At 47.1% G+C, this 19,354-nt stretch carries 19 protein-coding genes and 3 tRNA genes; 11 read left to right on the plus strand and 11 right to left on the minus strand.

What is annotated here, in order from left to right; all coding sequences use genetic code 11:
* Nucleotides 1-195: 195 nt before the first annotated feature.
* A complete protein-coding gene (pyrF, locus tag GWG06_RS14310) occupies nucleotides 196-1,020 on the plus strand; it encodes an orotidine-5'-phosphate decarboxylase (RefSeq protein WP_127036015.1) in 825 nt (274 codons plus the stop codon).
* A gap of 122 nt (nucleotides 1,021-1,142) precedes the next feature.
* Here pyrF and GWG06_RS14315 read toward each other — a convergent pair whose 3' ends face one another.
* Nucleotides 1,143-1,574: a YciI family protein gene (locus GWG06_RS14315; RefSeq protein ID WP_127036017.1), complete on the minus strand. Its 432-nt coding sequence runs from the start codon at nucleotides 1,572-1,574 to the stop codon at nucleotides 1,143-1,145.
* 227 nt (nucleotides 1,575-1,801) lie between these two features.
* Between GWG06_RS14315 and GWG06_RS14320 the strand changes: the two genes are divergently transcribed.
* On the plus strand, nucleotides 1,802-2,980 hold the full coding sequence (locus tag GWG06_RS14320; RefSeq protein WP_127036019.1) for an acyl-CoA dehydrogenase family protein: 1,179 nt from the start codon (nucleotides 1,802-1,804) through the stop codon (nucleotides 2,978-2,980).
* Between the two features lie 18 nt (nucleotides 2,981-2,998).
* Nucleotides 2,999-4,012, plus strand: coding sequence for an FAD:protein FMN transferase (locus tag GWG06_RS14325; protein ID WP_160713962.1), 1,014 nt, complete (start codon nucleotides 2,999-3,001; stop codon nucleotides 4,010-4,012).
* A gap of 77 nt (nucleotides 4,013-4,089) precedes the next feature.
* Here GWG06_RS14325 and GWG06_RS14330 read toward each other — a convergent pair whose 3' ends face one another.
* From GWG06_RS14330 to GWG06_RS14350, 5 genes are all read right to left on the minus strand, one after another.
* A complete protein-coding gene (locus tag GWG06_RS14330; protein ID WP_160713963.1) occupies nucleotides 4,090-4,710 on the minus strand; it encodes an outer membrane beta-barrel protein in 621 nt (206 codons plus the stop codon).
* Nucleotides 4,711-4,743: 33 nt separating this feature from the next.
* Nucleotides 4,744-5,388 (minus strand): DUF4136 domain-containing protein, encoded by a 645-nt coding sequence (locus GWG06_RS14335; RefSeq protein ID WP_127036025.1) that lies wholly within the window; start codon nucleotides 5,386-5,388, stop codon nucleotides 4,744-4,746.
* Between the two features lie 231 nt (nucleotides 5,389-5,619).
* Nucleotides 5,620-6,249, minus strand: a complete 630-nt coding sequence (locus GWG06_RS14340; protein WP_127036027.1) for an HAD family hydrolase — start codon at nucleotides 6,247-6,249, stop codon at nucleotides 5,620-5,622.
* Nucleotides 6,250-6,330: 81 nt separating this feature from the next.
* Complete coding sequence (locus GWG06_RS14345) at nucleotides 6,331-7,578, minus strand: DUF2130 domain-containing protein (RefSeq protein ID WP_235938349.1); 1,248 nt, start codon at nucleotides 7,576-7,578, stop codon at nucleotides 6,331-6,333.
* Between the two features lie 311 nt (nucleotides 7,579-7,889).
* The gene (locus GWG06_RS14350; RefSeq protein ID WP_160713965.1) at nucleotides 7,890-8,372 is read right to left on the minus strand and encodes a hypothetical protein; all 483 of its coding nucleotides are present in this window, start codon (nucleotides 8,370-8,372) and stop codon (nucleotides 7,890-7,892) included.
* Between the two features lie 184 nt (nucleotides 8,373-8,556).
* On the opposite strand from GWG06_RS14350, the gene GWG06_RS14355 reads away from it, so the two are divergent.
* Entirely contained in the window at nucleotides 8,557-9,834 is a 1,278-nt protein-coding gene (locus tag GWG06_RS14355) for a serine hydrolase domain-containing protein (protein ID WP_160713967.1), read from the plus strand.
* Between the two features lie 54 nt (nucleotides 9,835-9,888).
* On the opposite strand, the gene GWG06_RS14360 is transcribed toward GWG06_RS14355, so the two are convergent.
* A tRNA-Leu gene (locus tag GWG06_RS14360) sits at nucleotides 9,889-9,975 on the minus strand.
* 101 nt (nucleotides 9,976-10,076) lie between these two features.
* Nucleotides 10,077-11,225 (minus strand): sensor histidine kinase, encoded by a 1,149-nt coding sequence (locus GWG06_RS14365; protein ID WP_127036035.1) that lies wholly within the window; start codon nucleotides 11,223-11,225, stop codon nucleotides 10,077-10,079.
* Nucleotides 11,226-11,344: 119 nt separating this feature from the next.
* On the opposite strand from GWG06_RS14365, the gene GWG06_RS14370 reads away from it, so the two are divergent.
* From GWG06_RS14370 to GWG06_RS14390, 5 genes are all read left to right on the plus strand, one after another.
* Complete coding sequence (locus GWG06_RS14370) at nucleotides 11,345-12,364, plus strand: glycosyltransferase family 2 protein (RefSeq protein ID WP_160713969.1); 1,020 nt, start codon at nucleotides 11,345-11,347, stop codon at nucleotides 12,362-12,364.
* A 183-nt stretch (nucleotides 12,365-12,547) separates the two neighbouring features.
* The gene (locus GWG06_RS14375) at nucleotides 12,548-12,748 is read left to right on the plus strand and encodes a hypothetical protein (RefSeq protein ID WP_127036039.1); all 201 of its coding nucleotides are present in this window, start codon (nucleotides 12,548-12,550) and stop codon (nucleotides 12,746-12,748) included.
* A 173-nt stretch (nucleotides 12,749-12,921) separates the two neighbouring features.
* Entirely contained in the window at nucleotides 12,922-14,151 is a 1,230-nt protein-coding gene (locus GWG06_RS14380) for a PepSY-associated TM helix domain-containing protein (RefSeq protein WP_127036041.1), read from the plus strand.
* Nucleotides 14,152-14,387: 236 nt separating this feature from the next.
* A tRNA-Gly gene (locus tag GWG06_RS14385) sits at nucleotides 14,388-14,463 on the plus strand.
* 54 nt (nucleotides 14,464-14,517) lie between these two features.
* Nucleotides 14,518-14,590, plus strand: a tRNA-Gly gene (locus GWG06_RS14390).
* Between the two features lie 148 nt (nucleotides 14,591-14,738).
* Here GWG06_RS14390 and GWG06_RS14395 read toward each other — a convergent pair.
* Together GWG06_RS14395 and GWG06_RS14400 are read right to left on the minus strand one after the other, a co-directional pair.
* Nucleotides 14,739-15,893: a hypothetical protein gene (locus tag GWG06_RS14395; protein WP_160713971.1), complete on the minus strand. Its 1,155-nt coding sequence runs from the start codon at nucleotides 15,891-15,893 to the stop codon at nucleotides 14,739-14,741.
* Nucleotides 15,890-16,861, minus strand: coding sequence for a DUF2157 domain-containing protein (locus tag GWG06_RS14400; protein WP_160713973.1), 972 nt, complete (start codon nucleotides 16,859-16,861; stop codon nucleotides 15,890-15,892). Before GWG06_RS14400 ends, GWG06_RS14395 begins: the two co-directional genes overlap by 4 nt.
* Before the next feature lie 278 nt (nucleotides 16,862-17,139).
* On the opposite strand from GWG06_RS14400, the gene GWG06_RS14405 reads away from it, so the two are divergent.
* On the plus strand, nucleotides 17,140-18,012 hold the full coding sequence (locus GWG06_RS14405) for an SMP-30/gluconolactonase/LRE family protein (RefSeq protein WP_160713975.1): 873 nt from the start codon (nucleotides 17,140-17,142) through the stop codon (nucleotides 18,010-18,012).
* A gap of 192 nt (nucleotides 18,013-18,204) precedes the next feature.
* Nucleotides 18,205-18,498 carry a GNAT family N-acetyltransferase gene (locus GWG06_RS14410; RefSeq protein WP_158631689.1) on the plus strand — a complete coding sequence of 98 codons (294 nt, stop codon included), beginning with the start codon at nucleotides 18,205-18,207 and terminating at the stop codon, nucleotides 18,496-18,498.
* Nucleotides 18,499-18,731: 233 nt separating this feature from the next.
* Here GWG06_RS14410 and GWG06_RS14415 read toward each other — a convergent pair whose 3' ends face one another.
* Nucleotides 18,732-19,238, minus strand: coding sequence for an OmpH/Skp family outer membrane protein (locus GWG06_RS14415; RefSeq protein ID WP_127043058.1), 507 nt, complete (start codon nucleotides 19,236-19,238; stop codon nucleotides 18,732-18,734).
* Nucleotides 19,239-19,354: the final 116 nt, after the last annotated feature.

Raw genomic sequence — 19,354 nt, forward strand, 5'->3', positions numbered from 1 at the left:
TCGCCATTCATAATTCGTCATTCGTAATTAATTTTCCTTATCTTTATTCAAGTCATTCCCCGATGAGATTGTCGGTAACTCATAAAACAACCACAACGAATTTTTAGAGTAGAATTACAAGTAATCATAATATATGTTTTAAAACTGCGGCAATGCTTAAGTTTTACTTAACTTTGCGCCCCAAATTAACCGACTATGAATCGACAGGAACTGGTGAATCTAATTAAGGAAAAGCAATCTTACCTCTGTGTAGGATTGGATACAGACATTACGAAGATTCCGAAACACCTGCTGTCTCATGCAGATCCGGTGTTTGCCTTTAACAAGGCGATTATTGACGCTACCAAAGATCTTTGCGTAGCATATAAAATTAATACGGCTTTCTACGAATGCATGGGCATCCGCGGATGGGAAAGCCTGCAACGCACGGTAGAGTATATTCCTTCCGGCATCTTTACCATTGCAGACGCGAAACGCGGTGATATCGGCAATACCTCTACCCAATACGCAAAGACTTTCTTTGATACGTATAACTTTGATTCCGTTACGGTTGCGCCGTATATGGGTAAAGACAGCGTGCTGCCTTTCCTGCAATTCCCTGAAAAATGGACGATCCTGCTGGGACTTACTTCCAACGAGGGCAGCCAGGATTTTCAGCTGCAGCAGACCGGCGACGAGTTTTTATTCGAAAAGGTGATGAAATCCGCCATGGAATGGGGTACACCGGATAACCTGATGTTTGTGGTAGGCGCTACCCAATCCTCTCAGCTGGGGTATATCCGTAAAATGGTACCGGATCATTTCTTCCTGGTACCGGGAGTAGGCGCCCAGGGTGGCAGCCTCCAGGAAATATCCACCCAGGCAATGAACAAAGATTGCGGCCTGCTGGTAAATGCCAGCCGCGCCATCATCTACGCAGGCAACGGTGAAGACTTCGCCACAGACGCCCGCAACGCCGCCCTCCAATACCAGCAGGAGATGGCAACCTATCTGAGCCAAATGGTGTCATCCGAAATTTAAGTGTCATTTACGGATTTTGAAATTTAGGAATTTTGAGATTTATTAAATGCAGCGAAGCTTTCCGCGAAAATCTTCGCTGCATTTAATAAATCTCAAAATTCCTAAATTCCTAAATCCCAAAATCAATTGAACAGGCAGTTCTTCTCTGTCCACCAGGGGAGTATTTCGAAATTTAACCGGCCTGCTTTTACGGCGGGATCCTCCGCAGCCAGGTTTGCAGCCTCCAGGCTGTCTTTACAGTTCAGGATAAATATGCCACGCAGCTCTCCTTCATTACCGAAAGGTCCGGCCAGGATCAGTTTCCCGGACTTCGCCAGGTAATTTATATTCTTCATGTGATCCTGTTGGATTTTCTCTGCTTCCGCTGCAGGCTGATCGCGGTGGAGGCCTTTTTTCAGTAATACCATCCAGTAACATTTGATGTGTTGGGGGGCTGTATTTTTCCGGGATTGTAATACGGACAGTGCAGCATTCTTCATCGGGGGGTGAAAGGAAACAATCACAACAACCAGAAATCCCAGCAGCAGCAGCGCAGGAACTACTTTGCTTGTCATAGTGCTCGAATTTGCAGCTAATATACCAAGTACTTAGCAATTAGGGTGTTAATCATTTGCGATTACAAATCTGATTTGCGGATTTTGTGATTGACGGATTTTACGATTTTATCGGGCAGCGATGATTTTCCCGGATATCATTCCGGCAGGATAAAATTCCAAAATTGGTAAATCAAAAAATCCGTAAATTCCTGAATTCTTTATATTGAGAATTAAATAACGAGTAGATGTTAAAAGATTTGTTCCAGTCCCCTGATTACTTTGCTGTAGATGGTTTGTTAACGGAAGAACACCTGTTAATTCGCGATTCCGTCAGACAATGGGTAAAGAAAGAAATTTCTCCCATCATTGAAGATTATTGCCAGCGCGCAGCTTTTCCTTCGCAGATTATTTCCGGCCTGGGACAGCTGGGCTGTTTCGGACCCACTATTCCCGCAGAATATGGCGGGGCCGGATTGGACTATATTTCCTATGGCCTGATGATGCAGGAGCTGGAGCGGGGAGATAGCGGTATCCGATCAACTGCCTCGGTACAGGGTTCCCTGGTCATGTTCCCTATTTATACGTTCGGCAGCGAGGCTCAGAAACGCAAATACCTGCCCAAACTGGCCAGTGGCGAATGGATGGGATGCTTCGGGCTTACGGAACCGGATCATGGTTCCAATCCTGCCGGTATGATTACCAACTTCCGGGAAGATGGCGACCATGTTATCCTGAACGGCGCCAAAATGTGGATATCCAATGCACCTTTTGCGGATGTTGCCGTAGTATGGGCCAAGGATGAATCCGGCGATATCCGTGGCCTCATCGTGGAGCGCGGTATGGAAGGTTTCAGCACTCCGGAAACAAAAGGTAAATGGAGCCTGCGTGCCAGCGCTACCGGCGAACTCGTATTCGATAATGTACGCGTACCGAAGGAAAATATTTTCCCGGAAGTGAAAGGGCTGAAAGGACCTTTAACCTGCCTGTCATCCGCCCGTTATGGTATTGCCTGGGGTGTTGTAGGCGCTGCCATGGATTGTTATGATACTGCATTGCGCTACGCAAAAGAACGTGTGCAGTTTGGCCGCCCGATTGCCGGTTTCCAGCTGACGCAAAAGAAGCTGGCAGAGATGATAACAGAAATCACCAAGGCACAGCTGCTCAACTGGCGGCTGGGCGTATTGAAAAATGAAGGCAAGGCCACACCGGCACAAATATCCATGGCTAAACGAAATTCCTGCGAGATAGCGACCAAAATCGCCAGGGATGCACGTTCTATATTAGGTGGTATGGGTATCACCGGCGAATTCCCCGTTATGAGACATATGATGAACCTGGAAAGCGTACTCACCTATGAAGGCACGCACGAAGTACATCTGCTCATTACAGGTATGGATGTTACCGGACTTGATGCGTTTAAATAATTCCCGGAGAAAATAATAATGAGATTTTTTCAGTTACTGGCCTGCCTGCTGCTTACATTGCGGCTGACAGCCCAGGAGGCGCCGCCATTGCGGTTGGTGGCCTGCGAAGGTAAGGCGCAGGGTACCTATTATATTGTCAAATATTTATCTGCTGATACTACTTCCCTGCAACCACGTATAGATTCTCTGTTTGAGGTGATAGACAAATCCCTGTCGCTTTACAGGCCGGGTTCTCTTATCAACATCTTCAATGCTACCGGCAGCGTACAGATGGATGAACATATGAAAGCAGTAGTGGAAAAAGCCGTTCTAACGTCGAAGGCTACACGGGGTATTTTTGATATAACCGTCAAGCCGCTGGTATACCTCTGGGGATTTGGGGTTACAAAGCCATCATTTAAGGGAATACCGCCGCAGGACAGTATCCGGAAGGCATTGTCGTATGTGGGTTACCGTTATCTGAAGATAAACGGCAACCGGCTTACTGCTATTAAAAAACATACAGAGATAGATTGCAATGGTATTGCACAGGGGTACACGGTAGATGTGCTGGGGAAGTTCCTGGAGCGGCAGGGGATCCGCAATTACCTCGTAGACGTAGGCGGAGAGCTGTGTGCCAAAGGAATGAATCAGCAGCATAAAACCTGGCGGATAGGCATTGAACGGCCTGCACCGGGGGATACCGCCTATGAGCCCATCCAGGGCCTGGTACAGCTGCCCGACAAAGGGATTGCCACCAGTGGCAACTACCGCCGTTTTTTTGATCAGGGACGTACCCGTTTCGCGCATACCATTGATCCGGTTACCGGCATGGCGCTGCACAACCACATCATCAGCGTCACCGTGATTGCAAGGGATTGCTTTACGGCGGATGCATTTGATAATCCGCTGATATTAATGGGCGTTGAAAAAGGGCTGCAGTTTATCGCGCAGCATCCGGAATATGACCTGGAAGCTCTCTACATCTATAAAGCGGCGAATGGTACTATCAGCGAAGCCTGTAGTAACGGATTCAGAAAATATATGGAATAAAAAAATCCCGCGTTGTGTACACAACGCGGGATGACATCCTCACATTTTCCTCTTTCATGAATATGGATAAAGTCTTGTCAATTCAGGTGGAATTTCAAACCGATGCTTCCCTGTATTGAATTGAAACTGGTAATCTCATTATATTTATACGGTGCATAGTTGTAGCGTACATTGGCGTTGAACATCACCGGTGAGTATGCCCCGAAAGGCACGTTGATACCCACTTCCGGGCTTACCATAAACTGCCAGCTGTTATTCTTCTCCACGAACTGTCCCCAGTATTTTTCGTAATTCATGCTGGCTGCGCCGATGCCCAGGTTGGCATAGGGAATCACCGGGCTGCTGGCTTTGGTGAAAGCATAGCCGATGGTAGCCTGAATAGGTATTACCTGCAAGGTGCGTGACTGCACCGCAGATACGTCGCCTTGTTTATCAGGGTATACAGCGCGCGGTACTCTTTCGTAGAAGTCCTGGTAGCCGCTGCGCAACCCTACAGACAGGTTATCGTTCAGCATATATTGTAACCCGGCAGTCCAGCCATGGAAGCTGGTTTTATTGCTGTAATCTTTCAGAGAGCCGAGCGGTTGAGCTATGGAATAATTGATATCAACGGATAATGGTGGGCGACTTTGAGCTGAAACCGCCTGTGCAGCAATACATCCCGCAAAAATCAACAGCCAGTTTTTTATCTTTTTCATCTTTCTATCAATTTAAAATTTTCAAAATCAACGTTATTTATTCCTGGTCAGATAGGCAGACTGGTCGAAGGATGCCTGTACCATACTGTTTACATTACCGGTATCCCACACGCCGGAGCCGCGCCAGAGGGCATTCCATACGGCGGTGAACTTGTCGCCTTTCGGATTTTTCAGATCAAATACGTCGATAGCAGTTTGTTTGTCTCTGACCTGGTATACGGTGTAGTAGGAAGGCCAGTACCAACCCCAGCCGCCGCCGGGAAATCCCCAGTAACCAGGGTCCCAGTAGCCGGCGCCGCCCCACCATCCCGGATTCCAGGAGATGTTGGTGTAGGAGTTATCAATGCGGGTAAGGTTCACTGCCAGGTCAGGCTTGGCTGATTTGCTGACGAGCGTGTAACCTCTCTGTTGCAGCTGTGTGGTTACAGCTGATATCAGCTGTTTGTCGTAGGTAGTCAGTGCTTTCTTTGCGGCATCGCTGCCACCGGCGAATACAGCTACTGAATCTACTATACTGAAGGTGTTATAGGAGGTGAAGTTAGCCTGGCTGTCGTGGTTGGTGATATAAATCCTGGATTCTTCTTCCGTCATATCTTTTAACGGGTCTTTACGACAGCTGCTGAAAGTGATTGCCATCAGAGCGGCAACCGTGCCTAGTAAATACAATGTTCTTTTCATATCCTAGCGTATTAATTTTAAAAATGGTCACAGCGAAAAGAAAAGGTTAACAGCGGAATGCGTGTCATGAAAATCTGCCGGCTGGCACGCGGCTGCAGGAAAAAAAGTTTCCGTTTTCTTTACTGTTTAACGCTTTAGATAGCAAGATGTTACCGGAGGTTTAGCATAGATATGTTAAGGTATTCATAAAATGAACACCCGGCTAACAAAGACAATAAATAACAGAGATGATTAACTTAATATATTTTTCTTTGCTAATTCATCTTTTAACTGGTCGGGGTGCAGGTAATGAATACTGCTGATACCGCATTCTTCTGCTGCCTTCACATTGCGCAGGTTATCATCAACAAAAACCGCTGTATCCGGATTTACCTGGTAGCGATCCAGCAGCAGCTGGTAAAAGGAATGATAAGGCTTGCGTTGTTTTTCACGGCCGGATACCACGAGGCCGTCAAACCATTGAAGAAAGGGGAATTCTACCAGCGCCAGCGGAAATGTTTCGTTGGACCAGTTGGTGAGAGCATATAGTTTATACCGGCCGCTGTTTTTCAGTGTCCGGAGTATTTCTACAGAAGCGCTGATTTCTCCGGCCAGCATTTCTTTCCAGCGGCCATAGAAGGCGCGGATAGCGGCTTCATATTCCGGATGTTGGGTAATCAGCAGTTCTGTGCCTTCCTGAAGGCTTCTGCCGGCATCCTGTTCTTCATTCCAGTCTGCCGTACAAACATGTTGCAGAAAGTGTGCAGCTTCTGCTTCGGTAGCAAAGAATTTATTATACAGATAGCGTGGGTTCCAATCAATCAGCACGGCGCCCAGGTCAAAAATAATAGTATCGTACACTTGATGATGCTGGTTTTTCATAGGTTTTAAAAAATAATAAGACAACTTGATGTTTGTCAGGTTTAATGGAACATTCAGTTTATTTAATCGGTATCGTTGGTATTATTCAAGTATTTCATCGGCGGCATCTTCCAGCAGCTTCAGGTCAACGGAGTCGCTGCCGGCAATGCCTTCGATGGAGCCTTTGATATGAGCGGCGTTGAGCAATACTTTTTCCAGTTGTTTTTCGCGTGCCTTCCATAATTTTTCCATGGCATCGCGTTCCCGCTGAATGGATATTTTCATGGCCATGAAACCTTCGCGGATGGCTTTCCATTGTTCGGCAAACTCGCTGCTGGTAAGGTATGCATAGAGCATATGCATTTTGTCTCCTTTGTTTTCCTGCGTGCGGACGCTGCCGGCTATTTTGATGATGCCGTCGCGTAATACGTGTGCGAGTGCCTTCACCTCTGCGAAGGTACAGATCCAGATGCCTTCCTTTTCTCCGAAGCGCTCCATATCTTTTGGCATGGTCTGGGTAACGAGGATGGCTACATCCACGCCCTGGCTGCGCATATCGGCTTTTAGTTTTTCCACCCAGTCGCGCACAAATTCCTTGGTACGTTTGCTTTCATAGATGATGCGGCCGCATTCCTGGCCTACGGAATTACGGATCAGCTGAATACAGTCTGCCCCGCGGATGCCTTTACCCACGGGAGTTACCTCGTCAAACGGGAAGGTGCTGCGGAGCATTTCTTCCAGTACCAGTTCCTGTATTTCGCCATGTAGCTGGGAAGAGCCTTGTTCGGCGCGGCGTTTCATTTCTTCTGCGAGGCGGCGCTGGTCTTCCAGCTGTTTTTCCAGTTCGCGGAGGCGCATCTGGTGCTCGGTTTCCTTGAGGCTGTTACGCTCTGCCTCTTCTTTTCTGATCTTTTCGGACAGTTCTGAGCGGGCTTCCAGCAGTTTTTTCTGCAGGTCTATTTCCAGTTCCTGTTCTTTATTTTTAAGATCCTGTTCCTTGCGCAGAAATTCCAGTTCCTGCAGACGGGCTTCTTTCAGCTTGGTTTCCTGTTCTTCGTTGGCTTCGCGGAGCAGGGCCAGCTGGTTGTCGAAATCAGCGGAAATGGTTTTACGGAGGTCTTCAGACAGGGTATCGTGCAGCGTTTTTTTCTCTGCCTGTACGCGGCGCGCGATTTCTTCTTCCTGCTGCTGCCGGAGCATATCTATCTGCTGGCGTTCCTGAACCATTTTATTTTTTTCTGAAAGCAGGGTGTTTTTTTCAGCCTGTAATGCATCCAGGCGCCTGCGCCATTCAGATTCCATTTTACCCCGCATTTCTTTTTCTATATCTGCAGCAAAAGCATCTTCCATGACAAATTGATGCTTACAACTCGGACAGGTGATTGATGTTCCCATAATCTTCTTTCAAAAAATTAAGTAAAGATAGGGAATAAAAAAAGGAAGGTATAAGCCTTCCTTCCAGTCAACATAACGGCACAAACAATAGTAAAATAAGGTTTCCGTAATAAGAAAGTCTGAATCCTGCGGGGTTACTGCTAAATTCCCCTTTTATTATTAGCTGTCTGTTAAGCGGGTATTACGAAATTGTTAAAACGGGAAAGAATAAAAAAAAGCAAGACCCGCGGTTGTGGCGGGTCTTGCTTTAATGCTGCAGACAGCGGTTATTTTATCATTTTCTTTTTCCCGGCCTCATTCGTCATGGAGGCATTATCGGCGGCGGACAATTCGGCCGGTGGCAGAATTTCGCCGTCATGGATAGCGTTGTCTATTTCTACCCAATAGTTAACAATTCTGCCTACATCTACCTTGGCAATAATGGTGTATCCTGTTTTCTTTTTGCCGAAAGCCTTCAGGGCTCTGATCCTGACAGACTTTCCGGCCATGCTGCTGGGAGCATGTTCGTTTTTTGTTGACCGCTGGTAGATGAAAGCAAACGATTTGTCGGGCATGGTACCGCGTCCTAATCTGAGCTTGTCGCCCTCACGGATGGTCCAGCCGGAAGGTGTGGTGTAGCCTTTCGAGAGCTGGGATTCAGCCTTTGCACGGCTTGTTCCTGATGGGATGACAGAAGGTGATTGCTGGCAGAAGGAGATGGCGGGAAACATCAGGCTGGCGCTGATGAGAAGGGAGGATAAGCGGTTCATAAATGGAAGTTTTATAACAACTTTCTATGAAATAATAATGCCACATTTTAACAGTAGTAAAAGAAAAAAGGAACATGGAAAGTTGCATCCGATTGAAGGAAAAAATACGGTGTTTATAACAGGGATTTGCTGTTTACCGGCACTGAAAAAATGAGAATTGTTTACTTTCAGTTAAAATATTGATATGGCCCGATACCATTCCTCTTACCCCTGTTTGAAAGTAATACAGACTGTTATAACGATGCTGCTGTTGCCGGCCGGCGTATTTGCCCAGGCGCTTCAGGATTCACTTACTATTAAACTGGAAGAACAGTTTCAGCATTCCGCCTTCCCCGGATTTGTGACTGCTATTGTGAATGCTGATACCATCCTGTACGAGCGGGCCTTTGGCTATGCAGATATTGAGAATAAAAAACCATATACGCTGCAAACGTTGCAGCCGGTTGCTTCTGTCAGCAAGCTGCTGATAGGCATGGCAGTCATGAAGGCAACTGATCAGCAGTTACTGACACCGGGTACGGAGATTAACAGCATCCTGCCGTTTACGGTAACCCATCCGGGGCAGCCGCAGGTGCCGGTAACCGTGCTGCATCTGGCAACGCATACTTCCGGTATCAGGGATAATCCTGACATGTACAGAAAGACCTATTTTTTCTATCCGCCGGAGCCTGCGGGGAATCCGGTATACCAATACATGAAAGCCAAGGGTTATGGCGCCGCCCTTCCTCCTGCAGATACAACGCTGGCAGGCTTTCTCAGAGATTATCTGAGTCCGCGGGGAGCTTTCTATCACAGGAGCAACTTTGGGAAATATGCACCCGGCAAGGCGTACAGTTATTCCAATATAGGAGCGGACCTGGCGGCGTTACTGGTAGAATACAAGGCAGGCGAGAGTTTTGCCGCCTATACGAAGAAAAATATATTCCTGCCGCTGGGGATGAAGCATACTTCGTGGACGCGTGATCTTGCGGACATTGCTTTATATGCAGCTTTGTATACAGGCAGCCGGCAAAGGTATCCGGCGTATGGGTCCGTATGTTATCCGGATGGCGGCCTTATTACATCCGGGCATGAGCTGGCCTTGCTGCTGAAGGAGAATATCTCCGGATACTTCGGGAAGTCAGCGGTTTTATCTCCTGCTGCCTGTGCAACTTTAATGCAGCCTGTATTTTCAGCTGATAATACACCGCGGGACACAGACCCTGCCAACCCTAATTCGGGAATATTCTATGCCATCAAAAAGTCCGGCATTATCGGGCATACCGGTGGCGATGGGGGAGTCTCTTCCTTTTTCTATTTTAATCCGGCGAAGAAGTTTGGTATGTTGTTGCTGACCAATACGGAGATAGAAGGGGCAGATGGTATTAATAAACAGGTGCTCGAAGATTTTGAGAAGGTATGGCGGGTGCTGGGGCAGTATGGAGAGCAGTTGCAGCGCGGCTATCAGGGAGAGCGCCGGTAGCAGGGGATGCTGAAAAAAAAACGAGACAAGTGAGGAAAGCCTCATTTGTCTCGTTGGTGCGAAGGAGGAGATTCGAACTCCCAAGCCCTTTCAGGCACTACCACCTCAAAGTAGCGCGTCTACCAATTTCGCCACCTTCGCATCTGGTAGATTGGGGTGCAAAAATAACGGCTTTTTCAAAATAAGCAAATTTATTTATGCTTTTTCTCAGAAATATGTTTGAAAATATTTTTCAGAATCGGCTACTTCCTAAGCAGGATGCGGAAAGTAGTGCCTTTACCTACTTCGGAATTTTTTACATAAAGTCTTCCTTTATGGTATTCCCCGATGATTCTTTTGGCGAGTGAGAGCCCAAGTCCCCATCCTCTTTTCTTGGTACTGAAGCCGGGTTTGAAGACTTTTTCAAAATTCATTTTTGGGATTCCCTTGCCGGTATCGGCTACATCGATGGTGATGAAGGTGGGGTGATTTTCTATGGTGATATCTATTTTTCCGGTACCTTCCATGGCGTCGAGTGCGTTCTTCAGCAGGTTTTCCACAACCCAGTCAAACAGTGGCGGGGAGATCATTGCAGCCAGTTCCGTTTCCTGTGTATGGATATTGAACTGTACTTTCTGCGGCGCTCTTTTCCGGATGTAGTTGGTCATATTTTCTATCTGCTGCACGACGTCCTTTTCTTCCAGTTTGGGTACGCTGCCTATTTTGGAGAAGCGGTCAGTAATAAGTTTGAGGCGGTCCACATCTTTGGCCAGTTCATTTACCATCATGGAGTTGGCTTCATTTTCCCGGAGTATTTCCAGCCATGCTTCCATAGAGGAGAGGGGAGTGCCCAGCTGGTGGGCGGTTTCCTTGGCAAGGCCTACCCATACCTGGTTTTGGGTGGCGCGGTTGGTACTGGAGAGTGCAAAAAGTACAATACCGATGAACAGGGTAACCACCAGCAGCTGTATATACGGATAATAGCGGACCTGTTTCAGGATGAGGGAGTCGCCGTAATAGATGTAGTTATATAATTTCTGGCGGGCATCCACTTCCATGATAAAGGGGGGATGTTGTTTTTTAAAGGCCAGGAGCTGTTCCTGCAGGTAGGTAGGATTTTGTGCGATACGTGCTGAATCCAGGTTGCGGCTATCGAGTATGCGTCCTTGTTCGTCTGTCAGGATCAGCGGTATAGTGGTATTGGTGGTAACAATTTCGATGGCCAGGTTGAGGTTGGCGCCGGTGCTGTCCTGCAGTACTTCCCGGTTCGCTGCTACCCAGGTGGCTACCTTCTTCCGTTCTTCTTCCTGTATTTTTCTCGACAGGTTGCTGACAAACCATATGGTGGTCACAATAATGACCATTGCTATGGAGGTCAGTACGAACTTCCACCCGATATACTGTTTAAACATACTTCTAATTTAAGCCTAATTCCGCTTTGATGTTTCTGTATTTGGAAGCAAATATTAAAATCCTTTGTCGCATATTTGCATCTCCTAAAATTATTGTTCACGCATAAACGTAATATCAGTTGCCCATATTGCCATCAGTAGCAGTTGTTATTTTAAATTGGAATGGAAAGGCTTTCCTGGAGAAGTTCCTGCCGTCTGTCTGCGCTTCCACGTATGGCAATCTGCAGCTGGTATTGGCGGACAATGCCTCTACGGATGACAGTGTTGCGTTTGTGCGGGCTAACTATCCGGCTGTCAGTATTATTCAGAATCCGCGCAATGATGGTTTTGCGGGAGGGTATAATGACGCGCTGCAGCATGTAAAGGCAGACATTTACGTATTGCTGAATCAGGATGTGGCCGTAGAGCCGGGATGGATAGAGCCGGTAGTAGCCCTGATGCAGTCTGATCCGCGTATTGCTGCCTGTCAGCCTAAAATGCGGGCCTACCATCAGCCGGACGAATTCGAGTATGCCGGCGCTGCCGGCGGCTGGATGGATGTGCTGGGATATACGTTCTGCCGTGGCCGTATTCTCTACACTACCGAAAAGGATAATGGTCAGTATGACGATGTCCAGGATATTTTCTGGGCTACCGGGGCCGCTTTGTTTATCAGGTCGGCCTGTTTCCACGAGGTCGGCGGTTTTGACCGTGATTTCTTTGCGCATATGGAAGAAGTAGACCTTTGCTGGCGGCTGCAGCGGGCAGGATACCGCATCTGCTACTGCCCGGATTCAAAGGTATTCCATGTGGGCGGGGGCAGTCTGCCGCAAGGCAATCCGCGCAAGCTGTACCTGAATTTCCGGAACAACCTGATGATGCTCTGGAAGAACCTGCACAGTGAAGACCGCTGGATCGTACTTTCACAGCGTTTCTTCCTGGATATACTGGCAGGCGTGAAGAGCCTGGTGGCCGGTAAACCCAGGGATATGACCGCCATTTACCGCGCTTACCGCGACTACTGCCGCTGGCGCAAACGATACGTAAAAAAGGACCAGCTGCCCGAAATGAAACTGATGAAGATGAGAGGAGTATTTCATGGTATTATGATATGGCGGTATTACTTTTTAAGAAGGAAGAAATTCTCGGAACTCATTTGAGATTTGGTTATTTTATTATTTTATTATTTGAGATTTGCATCTTATACAGGCTTGCTTTGAAATATCAAAAAATACCAGGATGGGAAACAAATCTCAAATAATAAAATAACCAAATCTCAAATGACATTTTAATTTCTAAATCCGTAAATAATTTATTAGGTTTGCAGCGGAAATAATCTGAATATGGAACACAATACAGTAGAAAATAAGAATGACATCACCCGTGACAGGGTTTCCCGCTCCCGCTTTATGTTTTACGTGCAACTGTTTTGTATCGTAGCTTTCATGCTGGGTGGTTGCTATAACCTCTACAAACACAGATATGCAGGTAAGCCTGAGGTAGCTGTACCAGAGAGCACACTGTATAATCCGAAATATAAATAAGCTAACAGCTTCAACATAATTATCCAGCCTCCTCCGGTTATTCCGGAGGAGGCTTTTTTGTGCCTGTTTTTCCTTTTGCGTAAAAGAATTTCCGGAATTGAGTAAGGAATCAGCTGATTTACCGGCAATTTTGTATCTGCCGGTGGTGTTTGCCGGCAGATGATCTGAAAACTATGCTCAGCAGAAAAAAGAAGGAAGCAAAACATCCGGCGAAGAAAAAATCGCTGGCCAGACTGATTGTTGAAAAGCTGCATTTGTGGCTGGGATTGGCATCAGGTATTATTGTAGTTATTATCAGCGTAACCGGCTGCTTGTTTGTCTTCCAGAAAGAAATCAATGACGTAGTTTACAGAAAAGCCCTGTTTGTAGCACCGCAGACCACCGGCGTACTACCGCTCAGTACCCTGAAGCAGCGCGCACAGGAAGCGCTGGGCCCCGATAAGCCTGTGTATAATGTTACGACCTACACTGCCCCGGACAGGGCCTGGGAGTTCATGACCTATAAAGGAAACGATACGGCGCTGACTTACTTCGGCGCATTGGAATACTATGATGTTGTTACCGTAAACCCTTATACCGGAAAAGTTACGGGGCAGCTGGACCTGAAATATAATTTCTTCAACATCGTGAAGATGATGCACTGGAGCCTGCTCCTGAAAGATTCCATAGGACAGCCCATTGTAGGCTGGAGCACTTTTATCTTTGTTATACTACTGATAACCGGACTGGTATTATGGTGGCCCAAACGCTGGAACAAGGCTTCCCGCGAGCAGAGCTTTAAAATAAAGTGGAAAGCCAGCTTTAAAAGAGTCAACTACGACCTGCATAACGTACTCGGTTTCTATAGCCTGCTGATAGCGCTGGTATTGGGGCTGACAGGAATGGTATGGGCTTTTAAATGGTTTGAATCCACCGTGTATGTTGTCGCTTCCGGCAGTACGGCAGCGCCGGTGGTGAAAGAAGAAAAATCCGTGAAGCCGGCGGCCGCCATTACCGGCAACCCGCTGGATATAGCTTTCAATACCGCTTTGCCCATGCTGAAAGGCGCTGATCGTGTTTTCGTATATCCGGCAACGTTTCCCGAAGGCGTGAACGTTGTGGGCGGTTTAAAAGGCAGGGAAATCTATTACGGCGCAGATGAGCTGAAGTTTGACCAGTACACCGGAAAGCTGCTCGGAAGGCGGAATAACACGCATAAAAACCGCGGAGAGAAACTGCTGGAGATGAACTATGATATTCACGTAGGCGCGATAGGAGGTATTGTTGGAAAAATCATTGTGTTTATCACAGGACTTATCTGCGCATCGTTACCCATCACCGGTTTTTATGTATGGTGGGGAAAACAGAAAAAGACAAAAAAGAAACTGGTAAAGCCGGTAGCCAGACTACATACTGTACAGTAATGAAAGAAATTTTATGAAATTCTTGAAGCCTTGAAATGGTTGTTGGTACAGCCTTTCAAGGCTTTTTTGTGTATAGTGGAAACAAAAAAGTTTATAAAAGAAGCAAAAAAAATTTTGTGTTTTCAGTCCGTTTCCTATCTTTGCAATCCCAACGAAAAACGCCACACGGCAAAGCAAACGGAAACGTTGCTGACAAGTTGGAAAAGCTCTTAACAAAACGAAAGTTTTACACACCTGCGGAAGTAGCTCATTTGGTAGAGCACGACCTTGCCAAGGTCGGGGTGGCCGGTTCGAGCCCGGTCTTCCGCTCCAAAGTCTGATGGCAGCATCAGCAACAAGTTCTTACAAAACGAAAGTTTTACACCTGCGGAAGTAGCTCATTTGGTAGAGCACGACCTTGCCAAGGTCGGGGTGGCCGGTTCGAGCCCGGTCTTCCGCTCTAAAAGCCTGATTGATTCATTCAATCAGGCTTTTTTTATTTTATTATTTTATTATTTGAGATTTACATAAGAAAGGAGATCTGAGCAAATATTTCTGCTCAGATCTCCTTTCTTATGTAAATCTCAAATAATAAAATAATAAAATGACTAGTATTGGCCGCTTGCGCCTCCTCCGCCTCCGGTGCCGCCGCCGAACTCCATGCCCTGCTGGGGGGCAGAAGGGGTGAGGGTTTCGGATATAATCAGCGACTCAACCTGAAGTTTATCCATGAGGGCCTGTTGGTCCGTTTCTTTGTAGGTGAAGCCGTTCCTGGGTGTCTGGAGGTATCTGATCAGCAGCCATGCTCCGCCGATGAGCAGGATACCTGCCGCTACCATGGCTGTTTCCAGAGGCAGCAGGTGATGGTAGTAACGCACGGTAAATACAATGGCCGCTACCAGCAACAGGCCGGTACGCAGCCGTATCACATCTTTTTTGCGGATCCCGTAATACAGGTACAGCAACGGAATGGTTACCGTCAATATCCAGAACAGCCAGCCGAAAGGTATGTCCTGACCAGGGGCCAGCTCTATTTCAAACATGGTAATACTTAATTCACGCACAATGTAATAGTTGCCCGCAGCGTATAAAGTAATGAGGGAGAGGACTTCCACCACTGTGAGACAATTCCTGTAATAACGGAAGCTATTCCGTGTTTTCCATTTTCTCACTGCCAGATAAACGCCTCCGGAAATAAGCATTATCAGGAAAGGCAATACGGCCATGGCTACCGGACCTGTACTCAGATTGAAGATAAGCATGAGCAGGGCGAGGTAGGCAACGCCCGCACAGAACGCGTTGGCAAAACGGAGTGTAGCCAGTAATGTTAATAGCAGTGCGATGGCACTGTGCACTGTCATGGAAGGATCGCTCTTCAGCGTAAGTCCGCCATGAATAAAGATAATAGCGCCATACAGCAGCGCATCGTCAATACCGCAATGAAAGCACTGTCTGCCACCACGAACAGATAACTCACACGCAACGTAACAGAGCAGTCCCCAGACAATACCTAAAATATGGAAGTTATCGCCAAACATCTCCAGGTTAAGCAGACCAAAAAAACACAGCGATAAAATGATAACGATACAGGTAAGTATAAACAGGCCGATGCTGATCATCAGGTTGGGCATGTAGAGCTTTACCGGATATGCTTCATGGATAGCGCGTTGCATATCTTCGCTGATGCATCCCTGTTTAAATGCTTCGTTGGCCTCCTGCCGGATTTCGAGGTTATCAAGACTTTGTCGATTATAGGCAATCATGATTTAATTTTTTTGTTGAGATGAATCAGGAGGATAATAATACCTGTAGCAGAAGCAATGAGATAGAATAACGCCAGGAGAATAGCATCGATGTCTGCAAAGCGGTAGAGCACACACCCTATAGTGATGGTGAGCGCCACATACATATACAGGACTGCTATCAGCACAAAATAGAAGGAGCGGAGTCTGAATCCATGGCGGATGACCAGTGCACCAGCGCCTGCTGCCAGCAGGAACCACAGCACATATGTGTGCTCAAATACCACGATAGCCGCGCAGGCTGCAATAAAGAAGATGTGTGCGCCGAAGTTCTGATAGGTGAAGGCAAAATGCGGCTTGATTTTTTTCTGTTCAGACAGTATGCCCGCGATGTATAATCCTGCACCGAGTAACAGCGCGGTGTAGGTAAGCGTATGATTGGAAAAATCGTTGGCGTAGAGTATGCGTCTCAGGGAAACGGTAATGCCGGCCCATGCTGCCAGGTTGGTAATTGCCAGGGATAATACGCCCAGATGGTCGAAATAATAGGCGCTGAAGAACAGGACCGCCATGGGTACAAAGGTAGCCAGCCCGTACCGGGAGCCGAACAGGCCGTACTGGAACTGGAGGTAGCCGATGAAGGTCACGAAAGTCAGACAACCTAACAGCAACGCATAATCGAAAAATGCGTTGGGGGATTCCACTTTATCGTAGGAAAAGGGAGCTTTTTGTTTGTAGCAGTAGGTGAAACCGGCGATGCTGACGGCCGCCAGGAGTACAATGATAATCTGGTGCCCGATGGTATCCAGGTTTTTGTAGACCAGGATGCCCAGGCCGCCGCTGAGTAGTAAAACGCCGAGGTACAGGATGGTTTTGATTTCCCAGTGCAGGGAAAAGAGACGGTTACGGTTGGCAGTCTCCATCTTTTCAAGTGCCGTTGCATCAATCAGGTTTTCCTGATACAGTTTTTTAAATAAGAGAATGTTCATGTGGGGAATACTATAATTATGAGGTGTAAAATTAAACGGAAAGCGGTATAATTTCATCAAATAATGTGTGCCACAGCCAATTTCGGGCTATTATGCCCTTGCGGGTACTGTTGCAGACTGCCGGTATCCGGTTGAAAAAACGCAGGTCTGCAGCAGCAACTTACAGAAAAATCGATATTTTGGTATAGCCGGCTGCATTTAAATTAAAAAATGACACAACTGTGCGTAACAGTGATGCGGCGGGTATAACCTGATTAATAACCGGAACAGTTTATTTTATGGAGATATTTCAGGCATCCTTATTTTCAGCGGAGCAGTATGAACTGGGGGAAGGTGCTTTCTGGTGGCCGGAGCGGGCAGTATGGTGCTGGGTAGATATCCTGGGGCATACGTTTTATATGCAGGATCCGGCCGGCCGGCGCAGCACATTTCATATAGGCGAATACGTTAGTGTAATGGTGCCGGTGGCTGGCAGCGGGGAACTGTTGTTGGGCTTACAGGGGCGCGTGGTGCGGTTTTCGCCGGAGCAGGGGCTGGGCCGTATGCTGACGGTACTGGACGGTAATCCCGGGATGCGTTGTAATGATGGCGGCTGTGACCCTGCCGGCCGGTTATGGATAGGCACCATGCACCTGATTACCCAGCACGACAACGGGGCTTTGTATTGCGTGGAAGGCAACCGGCCGCCGGTGATCCGGCTGGCGCAGGTAAGCATCCCCAACGGGATCGTATGGAAGGGAGATCTCATGTATTTTACCGATACAGCCACGAATATGATACAGGAATACCGCTATGATGTGGAAAAGGGTACCGTGAGCCAACCCCGGAGGGCGGTGACGGTACCGGCGGAGCTGGGAAGCCCGGATGGTATGACGATAGACAGTGAAGGGATGTTGTGGGTGGCGCATTGGGGTGGCCGGGGTGTATATCGCTGGAATCCTGTCAGCGGGGAACTGCTGGCACATATTGAAATACCGGCCCTGCAGGTCTCTTCCTGTATTTTCGGAGGGCCGGATATGCAGGATATGCTGATTACTACTGCCCGGGAGCATATGACTGCAGAGCAGTTACAGCAATATCCCCTTAGTGGTAGCCTGTTTCACGTTAAATTGCCTTACAAAGGTTTACCAGTCAATTATTTTAAATATTAATTATTTATACATTTAAATGTTTCACGTTAATGTGCTGCTTATTTCGTATATTTGCAGCCGGAATAGCTTATTGAAGGTATTTTAATACCATATCACGCTAGATTGACATTACTACTTTCCCTTTTTGCAGAAGATACTTTCCTTTTAGTACGCTACTATAAGAGCACAGTTTGTATAAACTAATTAATGATCATGAAGGATTTCAAAATTATTGACAACAAGGAAGCCAGACAGTTTGAGGCGCATATTGCCGGACAGTTGGCGAAAGTGATTTATGAAAGAAACGGCAGCCGTATTTTCCTGACAGGTGCGGAAGTACCTCCTACCCTGGAAAAACAGGGCGTTTTGCCGGTGATGCTGGGAAAAGTGATGGAAGAAATTTCTTCCCAGAACATCCGCATGGTACCTTCCAGCAAGAAGGTAGCGGAGTATGTACGCAGTAACCCGCAGTGGAAGACGCTGCTGGCGCACGGCCTGCATATTTAATTACGAATTACGAATGATGAATGATGAGTTAGGGCGAAGACCTAAGCGACTAAAGAAATTTAATCATCGCTTAGGTCTTCGCCCTAACTCATCATTCATCATTCGTAATTCATAATTTTTTGATTTCGGTATCCGGACAACAGCGATGATCTCCTTTTTAGAATGGCGGAAAGAGAACAACACACAGGAGGAGTCGCCGGACCCGAAATCAGAAACGTAAACAGGTGAATTATTTATTTTAACCCCAGTCTGGCTTTTACTGCTTCCAGCAGGTCATCCGTTTCTGAGGCGATAAGTACGGCATCTTTGGAATTATCTATCACCATCGTATAGCCTTTACCGGTAGCCACTTCTTTCAGTGCCTTTTTCGCTTTCTCCATAATCGGTTTCAGCAGCAGCTGGTCTTTCTGGGCTATTTTCTCTTCCATGCGCTCCCGGTAATCGGTGATTCTTGTCTGCGCATCCCGGATTTCCTTTTCCATTCCGGCCAGTTTCTCCTGGCTGGCATGGGTGTTGGCTCCGGTGCTGTCATATTGCTTTACAAGCCTTGTATATTCATCTACCAGATATTGCCCGTCTTTAGCCAGTTCATCCTGATACAGGCGTAAAGTATCATTTGCCAGTTTAGTTTCCGGCATGAGCCCGATCAGCTGCTGAAAATTGATGTAGGCTGTCTTGCTTTGTGCAGATACTCCCAGGGTAACGAAAAATAACAGTGTGGCAGTAAAGATGAACCTCATGGTATAGTTTTCAGCAATATTATAGAATAGATATATAAGATAATGTTAAATTGGCCTTAATCAGGACAATAATATCCCGAAAAGCAATTTTTTCACAGGGCGTAGGGGTACTTTCT

The sequence above is a fragment of the Chitinophaga solisilvae genome (assembly GCF_009928525.1).
Classification (GTDB): domain Bacteria; phylum Bacteroidota; class Bacteroidia; order Chitinophagales; family Chitinophagaceae; genus Chitinophaga; species Chitinophaga solisilvae.